Source organism: Streptomyces sp. NPDC000983 (assembly GCF_040299205.1).
Classification (GTDB): domain Bacteria; phylum Actinomycetota; class Actinomycetes; order Streptomycetales; family Streptomycetaceae; genus Streptomyces.
Genome location: NZ_JBEPBM010000043.1, coordinates 1 through 19,713, shown reverse-complemented (window position 1 = coordinate 19,713; position 19,713 = coordinate 1). Strand labels below are relative to the sequence as shown.

At 73.5% G+C, this 19,713-nt stretch carries 20 protein-coding genes and 2 pseudogenes; 11 read left to right on the top strand and 11 right to left on the bottom strand.

Features of this window, described 5'->3' with window-relative positions:
• The first annotated feature begins 238 nt into the window (after positions 1–238).
• Positions 239–1,231, top strand: a complete 993-nt coding sequence (locus ABT296_RS32690; protein WP_351932726.1) for a small ribosomal subunit Rsm22 family protein — start codon at positions 239–241, stop codon at positions 1,229–1,231.
• Between the two features lie 18 nt (positions 1,232–1,249).
• Here the strand turns inward: ABT296_RS32690 and ABT296_RS32685 are convergent, their stop codons facing one another.
• Positions 1,250–1,438 carry a DUF6243 family protein gene (locus tag ABT296_RS32685; protein WP_351932724.1) on the bottom strand — a complete coding sequence of 63 codons (189 nt, stop codon included), beginning with the start codon at positions 1,436–1,438 and terminating at the stop codon, positions 1,250–1,252.
• Between the two features lie 130 nt (positions 1,439–1,568).
• On the opposite strand from ABT296_RS32685, the gene ABT296_RS32680 reads away from it, so the two are divergent.
• Entirely contained in the window at positions 1,569–2,183 is a 615-nt protein-coding gene (locus ABT296_RS32680; RefSeq protein ID WP_351932722.1) for a TetR/AcrR family transcriptional regulator, read from the top strand.
• A 199-nt stretch (positions 2,184–2,382) separates the two neighbouring features.
• The gene (locus tag ABT296_RS32675; protein WP_351932720.1) at positions 2,383–3,117 is read left to right on the top strand and encodes a bifunctional DNA primase/polymerase; all 735 of its coding nucleotides are present in this window, start codon (positions 2,383–2,385) and stop codon (positions 3,115–3,117) included.
• A 21-nt stretch (positions 3,118–3,138) separates the two neighbouring features.
• Here ABT296_RS32675 and ABT296_RS32670 read toward each other — a convergent pair whose 3' ends face one another.
• From ABT296_RS32670 to ABT296_RS32650, 5 genes and pseudogenes are all read right to left on the bottom strand, one after another.
• The gene (locus tag ABT296_RS32670; protein WP_351932718.1) at positions 3,139–4,134 is read right to left on the bottom strand and encodes an SCO2278 family lipoprotein; all 996 of its coding nucleotides are present in this window, start codon (positions 4,132–4,134) and stop codon (positions 3,139–3,141) included.
• A pseudogene (locus tag ABT296_RS32665) lies at positions 4,112–4,231 on the bottom strand (iron transporter); the annotation flags it as partial. The gene ABT296_RS32670 and the pseudogene ABT296_RS32665, both read right to left, overlap by 23 nt.
• A complete protein-coding gene (locus tag ABT296_RS32660) occupies positions 4,230–5,057 on the bottom strand; it encodes a heme ABC transporter ATP-binding protein (RefSeq protein ID WP_351932716.1) in 828 nt (275 codons plus the stop codon). The gene ABT296_RS32660 and the pseudogene ABT296_RS32665, both read right to left, overlap by 2 nt.
• A gap of 205 nt (positions 5,058–5,262) precedes the next feature.
• Positions 5,263–6,336: a FecCD family ABC transporter permease gene (locus tag ABT296_RS32655; protein WP_502977384.1), complete on the bottom strand. Its 1,074-nt coding sequence runs from the start codon at positions 6,334–6,336 to the stop codon at positions 5,263–5,265.
• A 5-nt stretch (positions 6,337–6,341) separates the two neighbouring features.
• Positions 6,342–7,352 carry a heme/hemin ABC transporter substrate-binding protein gene (locus tag ABT296_RS32650; RefSeq protein WP_502977381.1) on the bottom strand — a complete coding sequence of 337 codons (1,011 nt, stop codon included), beginning with the start codon at positions 7,350–7,352 and terminating at the stop codon, positions 6,342–6,344.
• A 170-nt stretch (positions 7,353–7,522) separates the two neighbouring features.
• Here ABT296_RS32650 and ABT296_RS32645 point away from each other — a divergent pair, with 170 nt between their 5' ends.
• The 3 genes from ABT296_RS32645 (at position 7,523) to ABT296_RS32635 (ending at position 11,232) form a co-directional block, all read left to right on the top strand.
• Complete coding sequence (locus tag ABT296_RS32645; protein WP_351932710.1) at positions 7,523–8,932, top strand: HtaA domain-containing protein; 1,410 nt, start codon at positions 7,523–7,525, stop codon at positions 8,930–8,932.
• Between the two features lie 31 nt (positions 8,933–8,963).
• On the top strand, positions 8,964–10,481 hold the full coding sequence (locus ABT296_RS32640; RefSeq protein ID WP_351932708.1) for an HtaA domain-containing protein: 1,518 nt from the start codon (positions 8,964–8,966) through the stop codon (positions 10,479–10,481).
• Positions 10,482–10,587: 106 nt separating this feature from the next.
• Positions 10,588–11,232 (top strand): PhzF family phenazine biosynthesis protein, encoded by a 645-nt coding sequence (locus ABT296_RS32635; RefSeq protein ID WP_351932706.1) that lies wholly within the window; start codon positions 10,588–10,590, stop codon positions 11,230–11,232.
• Between the two features lie 67 nt (positions 11,233–11,299).
• Here ABT296_RS32635 and ABT296_RS32630 read toward each other — a convergent pair whose 3' ends face one another.
• Together ABT296_RS32630 and map are read right to left on the bottom strand one after the other, a co-directional pair.
• Complete coding sequence (locus ABT296_RS32630) at positions 11,300–11,947, bottom strand: biliverdin-producing heme oxygenase (RefSeq protein WP_351932704.1); 648 nt, start codon at positions 11,945–11,947, stop codon at positions 11,300–11,302.
• Positions 11,948–12,059: 112 nt separating this feature from the next.
• Positions 12,060–12,917, bottom strand: coding sequence for a type I methionyl aminopeptidase (map, locus tag ABT296_RS32625; RefSeq protein WP_351932702.1), 858 nt, complete (start codon positions 12,915–12,917; stop codon positions 12,060–12,062).
• Positions 12,918–12,975: 58 nt separating this feature from the next.
• Here map and ABT296_RS32620 point away from each other — a divergent pair, with 58 nt between their 5' ends.
• Positions 12,976–13,200 carry a hypothetical protein gene (locus ABT296_RS32620; RefSeq protein WP_351932700.1) on the top strand — a complete coding sequence of 75 codons (225 nt, stop codon included), beginning with the start codon at positions 12,976–12,978 and terminating at the stop codon, positions 13,198–13,200.
• On the opposite strand, the gene ABT296_RS32615 is transcribed toward ABT296_RS32620, so the two are convergent.
• Together ABT296_RS32615 and ABT296_RS32610 are read right to left on the bottom strand one after the other, a co-directional pair.
• The gene (locus ABT296_RS32615; protein WP_351932698.1) at positions 13,201–14,478 is read right to left on the bottom strand and encodes an MFS transporter; all 1,278 of its coding nucleotides are present in this window, start codon (positions 14,476–14,478) and stop codon (positions 13,201–13,203) included.
• Positions 14,479–14,534: 56 nt separating this feature from the next.
• Positions 14,535–15,137: a hypothetical protein gene (locus ABT296_RS32610; protein WP_351932696.1), complete on the bottom strand. Its 603-nt coding sequence runs from the start codon at positions 15,135–15,137 to the stop codon at positions 14,535–14,537.
• 116 nt (positions 15,138–15,253) lie between these two features.
• Here ABT296_RS32610 and npdG point away from each other — a divergent pair, with 116 nt between their 5' ends.
• Positions 15,254–15,961: an NADPH-dependent F420 reductase gene (gene npdG / locus ABT296_RS32605; RefSeq protein WP_351932694.1), complete on the top strand. Its 708-nt coding sequence runs from the start codon at positions 15,254–15,256 to the stop codon at positions 15,959–15,961.
• Between the two features lie 80 nt (positions 15,962–16,041).
• The gene (locus tag ABT296_RS32600) at positions 16,042–16,227 is read left to right on the top strand and encodes a hypothetical protein (RefSeq protein ID WP_351932692.1); all 186 of its coding nucleotides are present in this window, start codon (positions 16,042–16,044) and stop codon (positions 16,225–16,227) included.
• Here ABT296_RS32600 and ABT296_RS32595 read toward each other — a convergent pair.
• A complete protein-coding gene (locus ABT296_RS32595) occupies positions 16,217–17,017 on the bottom strand; it encodes a site-2 protease family protein (RefSeq protein ID WP_351932690.1) in 801 nt (266 codons plus the stop codon). The genes ABT296_RS32600 and ABT296_RS32595 overlap by 11 nt on opposite strands.
• A 107-nt stretch (positions 17,018–17,124) precedes the next feature.
• Between ABT296_RS32595 and ABT296_RS32590 the strand changes: the two genes are divergently transcribed.
• Both ABT296_RS32590 and ABT296_RS32585 read left to right on the top strand, forming a co-directional pair.
• Positions 17,125–17,673, top strand: a complete 549-nt coding sequence (locus ABT296_RS32590; protein ID WP_351932688.1) for a DUF6578 domain-containing protein — start codon at positions 17,125–17,127, stop codon at positions 17,671–17,673.
• 167 nt (positions 17,674–17,840) lie between these two features.
• Positions 17,841–19,713 (top strand): annotated as a pseudogene (locus ABT296_RS32585) (AfsR/SARP family transcriptional regulator); the annotation flags it as partial.

Below are 19,713 nucleotides of genomic sequence, written 5' to 3'. Positions count from 1 at the left end.
GGCGCCGCAGCCGACTTTTTGGGGGCGCGGGGAACTGCGCGACCAGCCCCCACTCGGCGGCAGCCGCCCTTGAGGGGCGCGGGGAACTGCGCGATCAGCCCCCACTCGGCGGCAGCCGAGTTTTGGGGGCGCGGGGAGCTGCGCGACCGAGCGCCGCTCGGGCGCAGTCGGGAGTCAGCCCCGCAGGGGTGGGGGAGCTGGGTGAGGGGGCGTGGCCCGAAGAGCCTAGGATTGCCGGGTGTATGAGCGCGTAACCTCGGCCGAAACCCTGCGTGCCGCCCTCGACGGCCTCCTGGACGGACTCCCGCCCCGACAGGCCGCCGCCGCGGTGGACCGGCTGATCGCCAACTACCGGGGCGCCACCCCGACCGACGCCCCCATCCTCCGGGACCGCGCCGACGTCGCCGCCTACGCCGCCTACCGCATGCCCGCCACCTTCGAGGCCGTGCGCGCCGCGCTGGAGGCGTTCGCCGACGCCGCCCCCGAGTGGGTGCCGGCGAGCCAGACCGACGTCGGCGGCGGCACCGGCGCCGCGACCTGGGCGGTCAGCGCCACCTGGCCCGGCCCCCGTCCGGTCACCGTGCTCGACTGGGCCGAACCCGCCCTCGCCCTCGGCCGCGAGATCGCCGCCGGCAATCCGGACCTCGGCGACGTCCACTGGCAGCGCGCTCGCATCGGAGCAGCGCTCTCCCTCGAGAGCGCCGATCTCGTCACCGTCTCCTACGTCCTCAACGAGCTGGCGGAACCCGACCGCGCCACCCTCGTCGACACCGTGGCCGCCGCCGCCCGGGCCGTCGTCATCGTCGAACCCGGCACCCCGGACGGCTACAGCAGGGTCATCGCGGCCCGCGAGCGGCTGATCGCGGCCGGTTTCGAGATCGCCGCCCCCTGCCCGCACAGCGCAGGCTGCCCGATCGTCCCCGGCACCGACTGGTGCCACTTCGCCGCCCGGGTCAGCCGTTCCTCCCTGCACCGCCAGGTCAAGGGCGGCTCCCTCGCCTACGAGGACGAGAAGTTCGCGTACGTCGCGGCCGCCCGCTTCCCCGTCGCCCCGGCCCCCGCCCGGGTCGTCCGCAGGCCCCAGATCCGCAAGGGCCAGGTCCTGCTGGACCTCTGCGAGACGGAGCCCGCCCTGGCCAGGACGACGGTGACCAAGCGCCACGGCGACCTGTACAAGGCGGCCCGCGACGCGGACTGGGGCGACAGCTGGCCCCCGGCCACGGAGGAGTAGCCCCTCGGAGAAGGGGCGTCACTCCTCCGCCGTACCCGCCTCCCCGCGCTTCTCCTGAAGCCTGCGCAGCAGTTCCCGCTTCTGGGCCGCGGGGTCCTGGGCACCGCCCACACGGCTGTCCCGGCCGCCGCCGCGCAGGGCGTCCCGGCCCATGTTCCTGCGGGTACCGCCCACGCCCAGCATGTTCCCGGCTCCACCTCGTGCCATCACCGGCTCCTTCCTCGGCCCGCCCGTGAGCGGACCGACCAAACGGTGAGGCGAGACGTATCGTCTCGCTTCCCGACCTCTCCACTGTCCGGCGAGACGCTCCGTCTTGTCAACCTGATAAATTCGGCACATGGCCAAGAACCTCGCCCCCGACTCCACCCGCCGCAGCGAGAAGTCCCGCCGCGCCATCTATGACGCCGCCCTCGCCCTCGTCGGCGAGGTCGGGTACCCCAGGACCACCATCGAGGGGATCGCCTCCCGGGCCGGTGTCGGCAAGCAGACGATCTACCGCTGGTGGTCCTCGAAGGCCGAGGTCCTCATGGAGGCCTTCCTCGACCTCGGCGAGCAGGCCGGCCGGGACGCCGGGCAGGAGCAGTACGGCATCCCCGACACCGGGGACCTCGCCGCCGACCTCAAGCTCGTGCTGCGCGCGACCGTCGACGAGCTGAAGGACCCGCGCTTCGAGGTGCCCTCGCGGGCGCTCGCCGCCGAGGGCGTCGTCGACGAACAGCTCGGGCGCGAGTTCGTGACCAAGCTCCTCGAACCCTCGCTCCAGCTCTACGTCGCACGCCTGCGCACCGCCCAGGAGGCCGGGCAGGTCCGCCCGGACGTCGACCCGCGCATCGCCCTGGAACTGTTCGTCTCCCCGCTCGCGCAGCGCTGGCTCCAGTACACCGGGCCCATCTCCCACGAGTACACGGACACCCTCGTCGACTACGCCCTCTACGGCCTCGCACCCCGCTGAGCGCCCGGCCGAGCGCCCCGCACGCGCTCCGCGTGACCCCGGCGACACCATGGGCTCGTTAAATCGTGCCAAAGCATGCAATCGTGCCCGATCCCGGGCTCGTCCCAGGTACCCCTGTTGTCGGCTCCGGCCCCCCGGGGCTCACGAAGATGCGACGATGGGGCATGCTGTTTTGCACGACAGCGAGGCGAGGGGATAGATGAGCGCGGAGAACGGCGACCGAGGTCTACAGGGCAAACTCTCCCGGTGGCTGCGTGGCCGCCGCCCCGAGCAGGCCGCCGCCGACGACGGCGGCCGCGAGGCCCTGCTGCTCGCCGCCGCCTCGGCGGGACTGCCGCTGGCACCCGCCGCCCACCCCGCGCCCGGCTACCGCTGCTCCTGTGACCGGGTGGGCTGTCCCACCCCCGCCCAGCACCCCGTGTCCTTCGCCTGGCAGACGCAGTCCACCACCGACCGCGGCCAGATCGAGCGCTGGGCCCGAAACCAGCCGCAGGCCAACTTCATCACCGCCACCGGCATGGTCCACGACGTCCTGGACGTCCCCCTGGAGGCCGGCCGCGAGGCCCTCGACCGGCTCCTCGAAGCCGGCGTCGAGGTCGGCCCGGTCGCCGAGCGCGACGACGGCCGCCTGCTCTTCTTCACCCTCACCCGCGGCACCCCCGAGGACGAGGACGAGTGGTGGCCCTGCGAGCTGGACTGCCACCCGGAGACCATGGACGAGCACCCGGGCCTGCGCTGGCACTGCCGCGGCTCCTACGTCCTCGTACCGCCCGCCCGGCTCCCCGGCGACGACCAGGGGGTGCGCTGGGTGCGCGGGCCCGAGCATCCGCTGCCGGACCCGCTGAGCCTGCTGGAGGTCCTCACCGACTCCGGCGCCCGCCACGCCGGTGAGGACTCCGACCACCCGCACGCGGCCTGGCCCCTGCGCCGCTGAGCGGCTGAGACCCGGGCGGGACTACCCGCCCTTCGCCCCCGTGAGGCCCTCGATCCGGCCCAGCACCGACACCGGGCCCGCGCCGCGCGGCGGGTCCAGCGCCACCTCGTTGGAGACGAACTCCATCGTCAGCGACTGCTTGATCTCACCCGTCGTCAGCGCCAGCACGTCCTTGTTGGGCGTCGGCACCGAGGCACCCGGCGCGGCCGTCTGCTTCTGGAAGTGGTGCGTGGCGAAGAACACCAGCGCCCCGCCGTCCGCCGTGCGCAGGGCGAGCGGCGCGTAGTCGCCCTCGGTCAGCGGCTCGTCGATGTACTGCGTCACCAGACCCGGCCGCTCCGCGCCCTTCGCGCGCTTGTCCCGCCACTCCGAGGTGTGGCTGCCGTTGGCGAAGGAGGCCCTGCCGTCCTTGAGGTAGCCCGCGTAGTCCGCGCTCAAGTCGCCCGGGGCGACGGTCAGTTCCTTGGAGTTGGCCTCCACGGCCTCCGCCCAGCCGTCCTTGTCCTTCTTGAACTCCGGCAGGTCGTCCGGGGCCACCAGCGTCAGGTACGCGACCTCCCACGGCGCCTGCTCGGCGTCCCGGGTGAACACCAGCAGCCAGCGGGACTCACCGCCCCGGTTGCCCTTGGCGTCCGCCAGGAACCAGCGCGGCCAGCCCGGCTTCTTGGGGATGGTGTACTCGGCGTCGCTGAACTCCAGCGGTGTGTGGCCCGAGTTGCCGCCAGGGTTGTTGGCGCGCCCCGCCTTCAGCCGCGCCTCGTCGATGTCGCCGAGGGCGCCGGTGACATGGTCGGCGTCGAGGGAACTGTCGTACGCCTCGTCCGCCGCGTTGTACGCCTCGGTGAACTCCGCCAGCGCCTCGGCGGCCTCGGCACGGGTGGCCGCGGGGATCAACTCGCGTTCCCCGTGCACCACCACGCATCCGCTCGCCGTCAACGACAAAGCGGTCACGGAGGCCGCTATCAGCACCCTCCGGTCAAGCCTGCGGAGCCTGCTACGGCCGCGATCCGTGCTCATCGGGTTGCTTCACCCTCCCCTTCCCGGAGGCGAACCCTACCGGGGCGACGGACGGCGCGAGCGCCCGGAGCGGGTACAGCGGCCACACCGTGACCTCACGGTCGGAGGTCCCGGCGCGGGACGACCAGAGTGGCGGCCGTACGCGGGTGGGGGAGCACCTCCACGGGCTGGTCGTAGACCTCGGAGAGGAGTTCCTCGGTGAAGACCTCCGCGGGCGGGCCGTCGGCGGCGATCCGGCCGGCCCGCAGGACCGCGACGCGGTGCGCGTAGGCGGCGGCGAGCCCCAGGTCGTGCAGGACCACCACGACGGCGTCCCCGGCGTCCGCCCGCTCCCGGCACAGCCGCAGCACCAGCTCCTGGTGCTTGAGGTCGAGGGCGGCGGTCGGCTCGTCGAGCAGCAGCAGCGGGGCGCGCTGGGCGAGCACCCGGGCGAGCGCCACGCGGGCGCGTTCACCGCCGCTCAGCGCGGAGAACGGTCGGGGCGCGAAATCGACCACCTCGGTCAGCCTCATCGCCTCGGCGACGGCCGCGTCGTCGTCCTCGGTGTGCAGCCCGGCCCAGGGGGCCCGGCCCATCCGGACCACCTCCTCGACGGAGAAGGGAAAGCTCAGCGTCGCCGACTGCGGCAACACCGCGCGCCGCAGGGCGAGTTCGGGAGGGGACCAGTCCCCGGCGGGCCGCCCGTGCAGCCGTACGACCCCCTCGGCGACCGGCGCGTCAGCGGCGAGCGCACCGAGCAACGTGGACTTCCCGGCCCCGTTGGGCCCCACCAGCGCGAGCACCTCACCGGCCCGCACGACCACGTCCACCCCGCACACCACATCCCGCCCCCCGAGCCGAACCACCAGCCCCTCAGCCTCGGCAACCACATCACCGGCCAAGAAGGGAAGCGGCGGCACAGGCCGACCCCGAAGCAGTCTCATAGACGTTTCCTTGAAGACGAGAACAAAAGACCTGACGGAACGGACAACTCCCCAAGGGGCGCGGGGCTGTGTCAATGTGCGGCTACCGCCGCGTGGGCGCGACCAACCCCCGACGGCTCAGAGCGGCGGGCGCCAAGCCCGACTCCCCCAGGGGCGCGGGGAACTGCGCGATCAACCCCCACCCACCCGCACCGGCGCACAACCGTCACGCCCACCCCCCGTGCCGCCGCCGAGTCCTCCGCAGCAGCCAGAAGAAGAACGGACTCCCCAGCAGAGCGGTCAGCACACCCAGGGGCAGTTCCGCCGGCGCGGCCACCGTCCGCGAGGCCAGATCCGCCGCCAGCAACACCACCGCCCCCAGCAACGCACTGCCCGGCACCAGGAACCGATGCCCCGGCCCCGCCACCATCCGCAGCAGATGCGGCACGACCAGCCCCACGAAGCCGATGATCCCCGAGACGCTCACCGCCGCCGCCGTGAGCAGCGCGATGACGAGGACCAGGGTGATCCGGAGCCGCTCCACATCCACCCCGAGATGGCGGGCGGGCCGCTCGCCGAGGGCCAGCAGGTCCAGCCGGCGGGCGTACAGCGGAGCCACCACCAGACCCAGCGCCGCGCACGGCAGGACCGCCAGCACCTTCGGCCAGGTCGCCTGCGACAGCGAACCGAGCTGCCAGAAGGTGATCTGCTGGATCGCCGCCGCGTCCGCGAAGAACAGGAGCAGCCCGATCAGCGCCCCCGCGAACGCGTTCACCGCGATACCGGTGAGGATCAGCGTCACCACCTCCGTACGGCCCCCGGAGCGGGACATCACGTACACCAGCAGCACGGTCACCAGACCGGACACGAACGCCGCGACGGTGACCGTCCAGTTGCCGAGGAAGGTGAGCCCGAGCGCGATCGAGGCGACCGCGCCGACGGCCGCGCCCGAAGAGATCCCGATGACGCCCGGCTCGGCGAGCGGGTTGCCGAACACGCCCTGCATCAGCGCGCCCGCGCACCCCAGCGAGGCGCCGATGAGCAGCGCCAGGACGATGCGCGGGAACCGCACGTTCCACAGCACCGACTCCGCCACCCGGTCCAACTCCGCACCCCCCAGCCCGATCCGGTGCTGCACGGAGGCGAGGACGTCGCCGACCGGCACCGGATAGGCGCCGATCCCGGCCGCGACCGGCACCAGGACGACGAGGGCGAGCACCAGCCCCGCGGTCACCAGCCACGCGGCCGAACGGGGCGCCCGCGCCGGGGCCTTGCCGGTCCGCGGGGCCGCCTTCTCCACAACCGTCACTCGGCACCGTCCCGGTAGAGCTGGGCGACGACCGACCTCAGCACCTGGTCGGTGCGCGGACCGTAGTTGAGGAGCACACCGTCGTCCACGGAGACGATCCGGCGGTCCATCCCGGCCGGGGTCTGGGCGACGCCGGGGATCTTCACCAGCCCGTCGACGCCGCCGACCGAGTCGAGTCCCTTGGTCATCACGAGGATCGCGTCCGGCGCGGCCTTCACCAGTGCCTCGCTGGTGATGGCGGTGAAGTCCTTCGTCAGCCCGGACGCGGCCCCCGCGTCCACCGCGCCGGCCGCCTCGATCAGCGTGGTCGCGCCGGACCCCTCGCCGCCGATCAGATAGACCGACGCCGAGCCGCGGAGGTAGAGGAAGGCCACCCGGGGCGGCTCGTCCGAGTGCGGAACGTCCTTGCGTACGGCGGCGATCCGCTCCTCGGAGCGCTCGGCGAGCCGCTCTCCGGCCGCCGGCACGCCGAGCGCCTCTGCGACCGTCCCGATCCGGGCGCCGACGTCGTCGAGGCCCCGCGCCGGAGCGACCACGAGCACCGGGACGCCCGCGGCGCGGATCTGCTCCATCGCCTCCCGCGGCCCGCTGGTGGTCTCGGCGATCACCAGGTCCGGGCGGAGCGCGAGCACGCCCTCGGCGGAGACGTCGTGGCCCCGGGTGACCACGGGCAGCTTCTCGGCCTGCCGGAAGGTGGCGGTGATGTCCCGGGCGACGACCCGGTCGCCGAGGCCGAGCGTGAACACGATCTCGCTGAGGCTGCCGGACAGGGGCACGATCCGCTCGGCCCGCTCCACGGTCACCCGCTTGCCGTCGGCGGAGGCGACGGTGACGGGCAGTTCGGGCGTGGGCGCGGGGGAGAGGGGCTCGACCCGGTCGGCGGTAGCGGTGGCGGCCGCGGTCGAGGTCTTCGGCGCTGCCGCGGAGGCACCGCCGCAGGCCGTCGCCGTGGTCAGGGCGAGCACCGCCAGCAGCGCTCCCGACAGTCGTGTGCGCAAGCGTCGCACGGTCGGCCTTCCTCTCCGCGCGCGTCTGACGTGCGCTTCTTCCCTGTGAACCAGCTGTGTTCACGCCCGGACCTGTCGATCGGGGCGCGTCGTAGTTTAGGTTAGCCTTACCTCACCTGGCCGGAAACCGTCGGGTGCAGGCCGGATCTTGCCGTCCCTGGAGGTCACCCATGTCCCCATCCCTGCCGAGGCGCCTGTACGGCGCGCTCGCCGTGCTGTGTCTGGCCGTCCTCGGGGCCCTGCTCCCGACGGCCGACGCGCACGCCGCGAACCGTGCCGTGCAGGGCGGCCGGCTCGACTGGGGCATCAAGTCGTCCTTCCAGAGCTATGTCACCGGCCCCATCGCGAACGGCGGTTACTCGCTGACGGGCGGCGCCGCCACCGTCGGCAGCGGCAGCTTCCGCTTCCACTCGGCCACCGGCGGCTACGACGGCGCCACCGGCGCCTTCACCGCCTCCTTCAGCGGCGGCGTCCGCTTCACCGGCCACCAGAGCGACTCCGGCGCCTACGAGCTCGACCTCACCCTCAGCCGGCCCACCGTCCGGATCTCCGGCTCCTCCGGCACCCTCCACGTCGACATCACCAGCAAGGCGAAGGGCACCGGGGCGGTCACGACGTCCCGTCAGGTGCCCTTCGCCTCCCTGTCCCTGGGCGGCATCGACATGAGGGGCGGCGGCGACACGGTCGTCCTGAACAACCTCCCCGCCACCCTGACCGCCCAGGGCGCGCGGTCCTTCGCCGGGTACTACACCGCCGGCACCGCGCTGGACCCGGTGAGCCTGTCGGCGGACGTGCGGCCCGCGGCCGTCACCAGGTCGCCCGCACCGACCGCCTCCGCCTCCGCCAAAGCGAAGAAGACGGCCTCCGACGACACGATCGAGGACGGCGCCGTCGACTGGGGCGTGCGCCGCACCTTCCGGGAGTACGTCACCGGCGACATCGCCCGGGGCGAGTGGAAGCTGTCCGCCGGCGCCCAGGACGGCGGCGCGCTGTTCCGCTTCCCCGAAGGCGAAGGGACCTACAAGGGAGGCGAGTTGACCGCCCGCTTCGAGGGCGCCGTCCGCTTCACCGGTGAGCACGGCCTCGACCTGGGACTGAGCGCGGTCCGCGTCACCGTCGAGGACGGCAGGGGCACCCTCTACGCCGACGTGGCCTCCTCCGACGTCACCGGCGAGAAGGTCCCGCTGGTCACCTTCGCCGCCAAGGGCCTGAAGTCCGCAGACGGCGTCGCGAAGCTCACCGAGGCACCCGCGAAGCTCACCGCCCGCGGTGCCGAGGTCTTCGGCGGGATGTACCCGGCGGGCACCGCGATGGACCCGGTGTCCCTGGCCGTCGCCACCCGCGCCGACGCCGAACTGCCCGCCCTGCCCGACCTGGGCAGCGGTTCCGGGACCGGTGCCGCGGCGAAGTCCTCGCCCGAGCCCGAAGCCTCACCCGATCCGTCCGCCGAAACGTCCGCCGAGCCCGTCGCGAGCGCGTCGGACGACGGCGTCCCCCTCGCCCTGCCGCTCGGCATCGCGGCCGGCGCTCTGGCACTCGCCGCCGCGGCCGTGTTCGCCGCCCGCAGGCGCCGGAACTGAACCCACCCCCTTCCCAAGGAGACCCCCGGCCATGGCCGTCAGATCGCACCGCCGTCCCCTCGCCCTCGCCGCCGCCGTGGCCACCGCGGCCGCCCTCGGCGCCACCGCCCTCGCCACCACCACCGCCTCCGCGGCCGAAGTGCCGCTCAGCGGCTATGAGTTGACCTGGGGCATCAAGCAGTCCTACCGCACCTACGTGACCGGCTTCGCGGCCGGCAGCTTCACCGCCACCGACGGCGCCTCGCAGGCCGCGGGGAACGGCGCCTTCACCTTCACCGAGGGAGCGGGCACCTACGACTCCACCGCCCACACCCTCGACCTCGGCTTCCGGGGCGGCCTGAAGATCGAGTCCACCGCGCACCGCTTCGAACTGACCCTGACCGACGTGAGGTTCGACAGCGGCACCGCCGAGATCACCGCCGATGTCACCAGGAGCGGCACCACCACCCAGGACGTCCCGCTCGCCGACGTCACCGTCACCCGGTCGATGACGGACATGGCGACCACGCTCACCCAGGAGGCCGCCGACGTCCTCGGCAGCGCGAGCTACGCGGGCGCGGCCGGCGACCCGCTGACGGTCGTCCAGAAGACCCAGCCGAGCCCCTCGGCCCCGGCCTCGCCGTCGGCGTCCGCCTCCCCGTCCGCCCCCGCCTCCCCGTCCACCTCGGCCTCCCCCTCGGCGAGCGCCTCCCCGTCCACCTCGGCCTCGCCCTCGGCCGGCGCCTCCCCGTCGTCGCCCGCCGCCTCGCCCTCCGCGAGCGCGTCCCCCTCCACGCAGGCGCCCGCCCGGGGCGACATCGTCGACGGCACCCTCGGCTGGGGCGTGAAGCAGTCCTTCCGCACGTACGTCGTGGACGGGGTCGCCAAGGGCGCCGTCACCACCTCGGGCGGGGCGAGCCAGGCGGCCGGCAACGGCGTGTTCACCTTCGTGGACGCCAAGGGCGAGTACGACACCGAGGCGGACTCCCTCACCGCCGCCTTCGAGGGCGCGGTGAACTTCAAGGGCCACGAGGAGAACGGCGAGTACGGCCTCGACCTGACCCTGACCGGCCTGGAGGCGACCCTCGACGACGGCGCCGGCGAACTGACCGCCGACGTGACGAGCCTCGGTGAGACCTCCGAGGACGTCGTCCTGGCCGAGCTGAAGGCGGACTCCGCGGCCCTGACGGCGAAGAACGACGTCATCACGGTCGACGACATCACCGCCACGCTGACCGACGCGGGCGCGGAGGCCTTCGGCGGCTTCTACGCCGCGGGCAGCGAACTCGACCCGGTGGACCTCTCGGTGGCGCTCACCGAGGACGCCGAACTGCCCGACGGCGACGGCGACGGCGACGGCGGCTCCGGCTCCGGCGGCGGCTCCGGGACGACCGGCGGCACCGGCTCCACCACGGGCGGTACGGGCTCCACGACCGGCGGGATCACCGGCGGGCTCGCGGCCACCGGCTCCGACGTGCCGGCGGCGGCCCTCGGCACCGCGGCCGCGATCACCGTCGCGGCGGGCGCGGGCGTGGTCCTGGCGATGCGCAGGCGCCGCACCGCGGAGTGAGCCGCGGGCCGGAGTGGGGGCGGACCCGTCCGCCCCCACTCCGGCCCGCCCCGGACCGCGGTGGCCTGGGAAGACCACACGGCCGGGACGATGCTTCAATGCCCTCGTGACTGATTACGACGTGCTCCGCGTGTTCTGCGGCCCGCGCGGTGGATACGGCAACGAACTGGGCGTCGTCCGCGAGGGCTCGGTGCTGCCGGAGCGCGAGGACCGCCAGGCGCTGGCGGCGAAACTGGGGTTCAGCGAGACGGTGTTCGTGGACGACCCCGAGCGGGGTGTCATCGACATCTACACGCCCAGCGTGCGGCTGCCGTTCGCCGGTTACCCCTGCGTGGGCGCCGCCTGGCTGCTGGACGTCCCGGAGCTGGTGACACCGGCCGGGGTGGTCGGAGCGCGGCAGGACGGGGAGTTCTGCTGGATCGAGGCGCGCGCCGAGTGGGCGCCCCCGCGGACTCTCAGGCAGTACGGTTCGGCGGCCGAGGTGGACGCGCTGGAGGTGCCCCCGCCCGGGGAGTGGATCTACGCCTGGGCCTGGGAGGACGAGTCCGCGGGCCGGATCCGCGCCCGCGGCTTCCCCGGCCGCGGTGACGGCATCGACGAGGACGAGGCCACCGGCGCGGCCGCGCTGCTGCTCACCGAACAGCTCGGCCGTGCCCTGAACATCACCCAGGGCACGGGCTCGCAGATGCTGACGGCGCCCCAGCCGGGCGGCTGGGTGGAACTCGGCGGCCGCGTCTACCTGGAACGCTGACCGCGATCGCGTCGGAGCCTGTCGTCACCTTGCCGTCCGCGCGGCGGCGACAGGCCCCGGGACCCGCTCAGGCCGAGAGCGGGAACTCCTCGCCCAGGGCCCGGAAGACGGCCGTGTTCAGCGCGAACGCCTTCTTGCACTCGGCCACGATCCGCTGCTTCTCCAGGTCGTCCGCCCGCACCCCGTCCAGCAGTTCGCGGTAGTTCCGCTTGAACGCCGCCGGGTTGGCGACCTCCTCGAAGACGTAGAAGCGGACGCCGTCGCCCTTCTTCTCGAAGCCCCAGGCCTTCTCCGCCCGGTCGCGGATGATCTGGCCGCCGGAGAGGTCGCCGAGGTAACGCGTGTAGTGGTGGGCGATGTACCCCGCGGGCCACTCCCGCGCGCACTTCCGGACCCGGTCCGCGTAGGCGCGCGTCGCGGGCAGCGCGGAGACGCCGTCCCGCCACCGGGGACCCCGCAGATGCGCCAGGTCCCGCTCCAGCGCCCGCAGCCGGAAGAGTTCGGGCTGCACGAACGGGCCGGCCACCGGGTCCGAGGCCAGCCGGCCGGCCTCGCTCTCGAGTGCCTCGTAGACGAACCACAGCTGCTCGGTGTAGCGCGCGTACGCGTCGACGCCGAGGCGGCCGCCCAGCAGGTCGCTCATGAAGGTCGAGGTCTCCGCCTCCACATGCTGCTCGTGGGACGCGGTGCGGATGACTGTCGAGAAGGAGTCCATACCGCACATCCTCTAAGGTAAGGCTTACCTAAGTCAATAGGTTGCCGACGCCCTGTCGGTAAAAGCGTACAAGAAAAGACCCACCCCCATCAGGGGGCGGGCCCGGGCCGTGCTAGGGCAGCGTGAGGATCTCCGCGCCGGTCTCGGTCACCACCAGCGTGTGCTCGAACTGGGCCGTCCGCCTGCGGTCCTTCGTCACCACCGTCCAGCCGTCGTCCCACATGTCGTACTCGTGGGTCCCGAGCGTCAGCATCGGCTCGATCGTGAAGGTCATCCCCGGCTGCATCACCGTCGTGGCGTGCGGGCTGTCGTAGTGCGGGATGATCAGGCCCGAGTGGAACGACGAGTTGATGCCGTGCCCGGTGAAGTCCCGCACCACGCCGTACCCGAAGCGCTTGGCGTACGACTCGATCACCCGGCCGATGATGTTGATCTGCCGGCCCGGCTTGACCGCCTTGATCGCCCGGTTCAGCGACTCCCGGGTCCGCTCCACCAGCAGCCGGCTCTCCTCGTCCACCTCCCCGACCAGGTAGGTGGCGTTGTTGTCGCCGTGGACGCCGCCGATGTACGCCGTCACGTCGAGGTTGACGATGTCGCCGTCGCGCAGCACCGTCGAGTCCGGGATGCCGTGGCAGATCACCTCGTTGAGCGAGGTGCACAGCGACTTGGGGAAGCCCCGGTAGCCGAGCGTCGACGGATAGGCGCCGTGGTCGCACATGTAGTCGTGCGCCACCTTGTCCAGTTCGTCCGTGGTGACGCCGGGCGCGATCAGCTTCGCCGCCTCGGCCATCGCCCGCGCGGCGATCCGGCCGGCGACACGCATCGCCTCCACGGTCTGAGGGGTCTGCACCTCGGGACCCGTGTACGGCGCCGGCGCGGGCCTGCCGACGTACTCGGGCCGGCGGATGTTGCCGGGAACGGAACGGGTGGGGGACAGCTCCCCTGGTACGAGCAGCGACTGGCCAGACATGCCAGCGAGTCTAACGAGCCCTGGTGGGGGAACATGTCTGTGGCGAGAGGAGCTGGTCATGGCGTTGTTCAAGAAGCGGACCGTCGGCAAGCCGGGCGAGTGGTACTACTGCCTGGAGCACCAGAAGGTCGAGGAGGGCCCGGACTGCCCCGGCAAGGACCGGTTCGGTCCGTACGCATCCCGCACCGAGGCCGAACAGGCGATGGAGACCGCCCGCGAGCGCAACCTCCAGTGGGAGAACGACCCCAACTGGCACGACGCCCCCCGCGGCGCCGACGACTGATCAGGTCTCGGCCGGCGCCTGTGCCGCCGAACGCTGCGCGCGCACGCTCCTGGCGTGCTCGCTCGTCCGGTCGTCGTACGACATCAGCTTCGGCAGGCACAGCGCCAGCAGCCCCACCGCGCCGGCGCACAGCAGACCGCCCGACCACACCGAGGCGCGCACGCCCCACCACGCGGCGAACCCACCGGCCCTGACCTGGCCCAGCGTCGGCCCGGCGGAGTACGACAGCAGCTCGATCCCGGCGAGCCGGCCACGCAGCTCGTCGGGGATCGTCTGGTTCCACATCACCCCGCGGAAGATGCCGCTCACCATGTCGCAGCCGCCGGCCACCGCCAGGAACAGCAGCACCAGCCACACGTTGTCCACCACACCGGCCGCCGCGATCGCCACGCCCCACAGGGCCGCCGCCAGCACCACCATCCGCCCGTGCCGGTGGATCCGCCCGGTCCAGCCGCTCGTCACGCTCACCAGCAGCGAACCGAACGGCAGCGCCGCGTACATCAGGCCCAGCGACCACTCGGCGTCCAGCTCGTCCGCCAGGAACGGCAGCAGCGCCAGCGGCATCGCCAGGAACATCGCGGCCAGGTCGACCGCGTAGGTGCCGAGCAGCTCCTTGCGGTTCCAGGCGTAGCGGGCGCCCTCGGCGATCGCCTTCAGCGACGGCTTCACCGCCTCGTGCGCGGCCGGCGAGGACGCCAGCGGCACGATCAGCACGACCGACAGGAAGAACGTCAGCAGGTCGGCCGCGTACGCCCAGCCCAGCCCCGCGTACGCCACCACCACACCCGCCACCGCCGGGCCCGCCACCCCGGCCACGGTCCAGCGCAGGGCGTTCAGCGAGGCCGCGGCCGGCAGGTGGTCGTGGGCCACGATCCGTGGCCACAGCGAGTCCAGCGCGGGCCGCTGCACCGAGACCAGCGCCGAGGACAGGGCGGCCACCACGTACAGCGGCCACACCGCGGGCTCCGGCAGCACCGCGTTGACCAGCAGGGCCACGCTCAGCACGCCCTGCCCCGCCTCGGTCCACAGGATCAGCAGCCGCTTGTCGACCGCGTCGGCGAGCGCGCCGCCGTACAGCCCGAAGACGATCAGCGGGACCAGCTCCACGGCGCCGATCGCCCCGACCGCCGCCGCGGAGCCGGTCAGCTCCTTGATCTGCACGGGCAGCGCCACGAACGTCAGAAAGCTGCCGAAGGTGGAGATCAGTCCCGACAGCCACAGCCGCCGGAAGTCCGCCGAGGCGCGCCAGGGGGTGAGGTCGGGGAGGAAGGAAGTCACGAGAGGTCATGATCTGCACAGATGGGAGACCGGAGCAACTGATTTTGTAGTGGTCCTCACCACCGTGCCGGCGGCGGCGCCGTCAACTGGTCCGCCAGCGCCGACAACCGGTCCCGGAACCGCCGCCGCGCCCGGGGCGCGGGCAGCGCGTTCTCCCCGGCCGCCGCGCTCACCAGGTGCTGCACCGTGTCCAGGTCCAGGTCCGTGCCCTGGGGCACCGCCAGCGACTCGTGCGCCAGCGCCGTCAGATGGCCCTCGCCGGGGCCCAGCGCCAGCACCGTCGCCCCGGCCCGCCGCGCGTCGTGCACCCGCTCCAGCAGCTCGGCGCCCGGTCCCCGCTCCGCGACCACCAGCAGCGTCTCGCCCCGCCGCGCCGCCGCCAGCCGCCCCGGACCGACCGCCAGATGCGCCGGATCCGTCGGCCGCGCCGCGTGCCGCACCAGCGTCGGCGTCAGCTCGGGCGTCCCCGACCAGGCGGCCTCGTCCACCAGATGCGCCGCGAGATGCCACGGCTCCTGCTCCGCGGTGCCCACCAGCAGCAGCCCGCCGCCGTGCGAGACCACCGAGCCCCGCAGCACACCCGCGAACCGCCGGGTGGCCCCCAACCACTCGGTCCCTGCCAGCACTTCGCGCAGCAGCGCGACCCGTACGGCGTCCATGGCCCGCATCCTGCCGCACGAGCCCTCCCACGACCGGCAGTTCGGCCCGAATTCCACCGAACCGGTCAAGCGGGACGGCCCGGCCGTGGCCGCCCGCGCCCACGTAGAGTCGGGCCATGACCTCTACCGACAGTGCTGCACAGAAGGCCCCCGCCAAGGACCCCTGGGACCTTCCCGATGTCTCCGGGCTCGTCGTCGGCGTGCTCGGCGGGACCGGTCCGCAGGGCAAGGGCCTGGCCTACCGGCTCGCCAAGGCCGGCCAGAAGGTGATCATCGGCTCGCGGGCCGCGGACCGCGCCGAGGCCGCGGCCTCGGAACTCGGCTACGGCGTCGAGGGCGCCGACAACGCCGAGACCGCCCGCCGCAGCGACATCGTGATCGTCGCCGTGCCCTGGGACGGCCACGGCAAGACCCTGGAGTCGCTGCGCGAGGAGCTGGCCGGGAAGCTGGTTGTCGACTGCGTCAACCCGCTCGGCTTCGACAAGCAGGGCGCCTACGCGCTGAAGCCCGAGGAGGGCAGCGCGGCGCAGCAGGCGGCGGCGCTGCTCCCGGACTCCCGGGTCACCGCAGCCTTCCACCACCTGTCGGCGGTGCTGCTTCAGGACCCGGAGATCGACGAGATCGACACCGATGTGATGGTGCTCGGCGAGGCCCGCGCCGACGTGGAGATCGTGCAGGCGCTGGCCGGCCGCATCCCGGGCATGCGCGGGGTCTTCGCCGGGCGGCTGCGCAACGCCCACCAGGTCGAGGCGCTCGTCGCCAACCTGATCTCGGTGAACCGCCGCTACAAGGCGCACGCGGGACTCCGCGTCACCGACGTGTGAGGGCCTGACACGGGCCGCCGGGGGGATGGGGGACACTGGAGGGCGTCGTACCGCCGTGTCCCCCGACAGGAGCCCCCCGCATGCCCCGCCTCGCCCTCTACGCGCTCATCGTCTGCCTCCTCGCGGTGGCGGCCGCCGTCGTCTCCTTCGCGCAGGGCAGCTTCCTCGGCATCGTCTGGGTGCTGCTCGCGGGACTGTCGTCCAACATGTGCTGGTACTACCTCCGGCGCGAGCGGATCCGCCGGTCCACCTCCGTCACGGGCTGACCGCGCAGTAGGGGTCGCTCTCCCGCCAGAAGCGGAAGAGGTCGTAGCCGCAGTAGGTCAGGTCGTCGTCGACACCCAGGCCGCGCAGCAGCGCGTCGACCATGTCGAAGAAGACGCCGTTGACCGCGGGCAGCCACAGCAGCGCGAACACGAACAGCAGCCCGAACGGGGCGAAGGGCTCCACCTGCCGCCTGACGTTGTACGACAGCCACGGCTCGATCACGCCGTAGCCGTCCAGGCCCGGAACCGGCAGGGAGTTCAGGATCGCGGCCGTCACCTGGAGCAGGGCGAGGAAGGCCAGCGCGTACTGGAACTCGGCGGGGACGCCGTCCAGCGCGTCCAGCCAGAACGGCGCCGTGCACACCGCCGCGAACAGCAGGTTCGTCAGCGGACCCGCCGCCGAGACCAGACTGTGCCGCCAGCGCCCCGGGATCCGGCCGCGCTCGATGAAGACGGCACCGCCGGGCAGACCGATCCCGCCCATGATCACGAAGATCACCGGGAGCACGATGCTCAGCAGCGCGTGCGTGTACTTCAGCGGGTTCAGCGTCAGATAGCCCTTGGCGCCGACCGTGATGTCCCCGCTGTGCAGCGCCGTCCGCGCGTGCGCGTACTCGTGCAGACACAGCGAGACGATCCACGCCGACGTCACGAACAGGAACACCGCGACGCCCGGCTGCTCGGCGAACCCGGTCCAGGTCGCCCAGCCGGTCACCGCGGTGACGGCCAGGATTCCGACGAAGACGGGGCTCATCCGGCGCTCGGAGCGGCGGGTGGTGGTGGCGGTCATACGGCTCCCCCGACTGGTCGGCACGGGCTGGACTCGGGGCCCGACGCTACCGGGCGCAGCGGGAAAACGTCTCGCGGCCGGGCCCCGGTTCCGGAGAGGGTGGGGCCATGGGACTTTGGCACGTGTTCTACGCGGACTGGCAGATGGAGTGCTGCGGGACACCGTTCTCCGTCGGCGACGAGGTCGGCTGGCCGCTGCTCCTCAACGACTCCGGCGACGTCCTCGGCGGCGACTGGCCGGACCATCTCGCCGAGGTCGTCGGGGAGGTCGCGCAGGTGGGCGGCATCAGGGTGCTGAGGGACGGGTCGGGCCTGACGGCGGCCCTGCACGAGGACCCGGTCGACGTCCTCGCGCCCGACGAGGCCGGCGCCGAGCGCCCAGGCGACCGGATCCGCCGGGCCGGACTCCTCACGGTTGAACGGCACGGCGGCGAGTGGCCCGAGGTAAGGGGCCTGGTGCGGGCCGTGTCGGTGGTCGGCCAGGAGTACGCCGAGATCCCGCCCTGCTCCGGCACCTGGCAACCCGTACCGGGGGAGCGGTCGCTGCGCGCCGTCGACACCTGCCCGAAGTGGTTCACCGACCCCGCCCCGCCCACCGGGACCCGGCACCACAGGGAGACGGGCGCCTTGGTCACCCTGGAGGTCCCCCGGAACTGACCCGCCCGCCCCGGAGACCGCCGTAGGACTCCCGTACCCGCCCTCCCGCACCCGACGCCGCGCCGCCCTTCGGGCCACGACCGGAAATGCCGCCCCCGGGCCACGACCGCAACTCGACGACAGGCCCTGGCCGGGCCGCCTCCGAACCCGCTCCCGCACCAGAGACAATGGACCCCGTGCGCTATCGCATCCTCGGCACCACCCAGGCCCTTCGCTCCGACGGCACACCCGTCCCGGTCGGCGGTGCCCGGCTGCGGGCCCTGCTCTGCGTGCTCGCGCTGCGCGGCGGCCGGGCCGTGCCGGTCGGGCTGCTCGTCGACGAGGTCTGGGCCGGTGACCCGCCCGCCGACGCCGCGGGCGCGCTCCAGGCGCTCGTCGGACGGCTGCGCCGGAGCCTGGGCGCCGACGCCGTGGAGTCCGTGGACGGCGGATACCGGCTGGCCGCCGAACCCGACGACATCGACCTGCACCGCTTCGAGCGGCTCACCGCCGAGGGCCTCGGCGCCCTCACCGACGACGACCCCGCCAAGGCCGCCGCCGTCCTCGACGACGCCCTCGCCCTGTGGCACGGCCCCGTCCTCGCCGACCTCCCCGACCACACCGCCGAGGCGGCCCGCTGGGAGACCCGGCGCCTGGACGCCCTGCGCGCCCGCCACACCGCCGCCCTCGCCCTCGGCCACGCCGACCGGTCCCTGCCCGAGCTGACCGCCCTGTGCGACAGCCACCCCCTCGACGAACGGCTCCAGGCGCTGCGCCTGCGCGCCCTGCGCGACCTCGGCCGCCCCGCCGAGGCCCTGGCCGCCCACGACGAGGTGCGCCGGCTGCTCGCCGACCGCCTCGGCTCCGACCCCGGGCCCGAACTGACCGCCCTGCACGCCGAGTTGCTCACCCCCGCGCCGGCCCCCGCACCGCTGGGCAACCTCCGCGCCCGGCTCACCTCCTTCGTCGGCCGGGAGGCCGACATCCGGGCCATCCGCGCCGACCTCGGCGGCGCCCGCCTGGTCACCCTCCTCGGCCCCGGCGGCGCCGGGAAGACCCGGCTGTCCCAGGAGGCCGCCGAGACCCTCACCGACACCGCCCGCGACGGCGTCTGGCTCGCCGAACTCGCACCCGTCGACGACCCGGAAGCCGTGCCGGAAGCCGTGCTCACCGCCCTCGGCGCCCGCGAGACCGTGATGTACGGCGCCGGCGCCGAGGAGTTCCGCCAGGCGGTCGCCGACCGCCACGACGACCCCGTCGAACGCCTGGTGGAGCACTGCGCCCGGCGCCGCATGCTGATCGTCCTCGACAACTGCGAACACGTCGTCGGCGCCGCCGCCCGGCTCGTGGAACACCTGCTGGCCCGCTGCCCCGGCCTGACCGTCCTCGCCACCAGCCGCGAACCGCTCGGCGTACCCGGGGAGGTGGTGCGCCCGGTGGAACCCCTGCCCGAGCCCTACGCCCTGCGCCTGTTCGCCGACCGGGGCGCCGCCGCCCGCCCCGGCTTCAGCGTCGACCACGACCCCGAGGCGTGCGGCGAGATCTGCCGCCGCCTCGACGGCCTGCCCCTCGCCATCGAACTTGCCGCCGCCCGGCTGCGGATGCTCACCCCCCGCCAGATCGCCGACCGCCTCGACGACCGGTTCCGGCTGCTCACCTCCGGCAGCCGGACCGTCCTGCCCCGCCAGCAGACGCTCCGGGCCGTCGTCGACTGGTCCTGGGAACTGCTCGACGAGGACGAACGCGACGTCCTCGGCCGGCTGTCGGTCTTCGCCGGCGGTTGCGACCTGCCCGCGGCGGAGGCCGTGTGCGGTCCCGCAGCCCTGGACGCGCTCGGTTCCCTCGTCGACAAGTCCCTGGTGGTGGCGGCCCCTTCGGGCGACGGCGCGATGCGCTACCGGCTGCTGGAGACGGTCGCCGAGTACGCGGCCGAGCGCCTGGACGAGGCGGGCGGCCGCGCGGCCGCCCAGCGTGGGCATAAGAAGTAAAAACGCGAACAAGCCCCCCCCAACGACCCCGTGCAGCGCGGGCCGGGGGAGCAGGGAGCCCTGGGACGGCTCC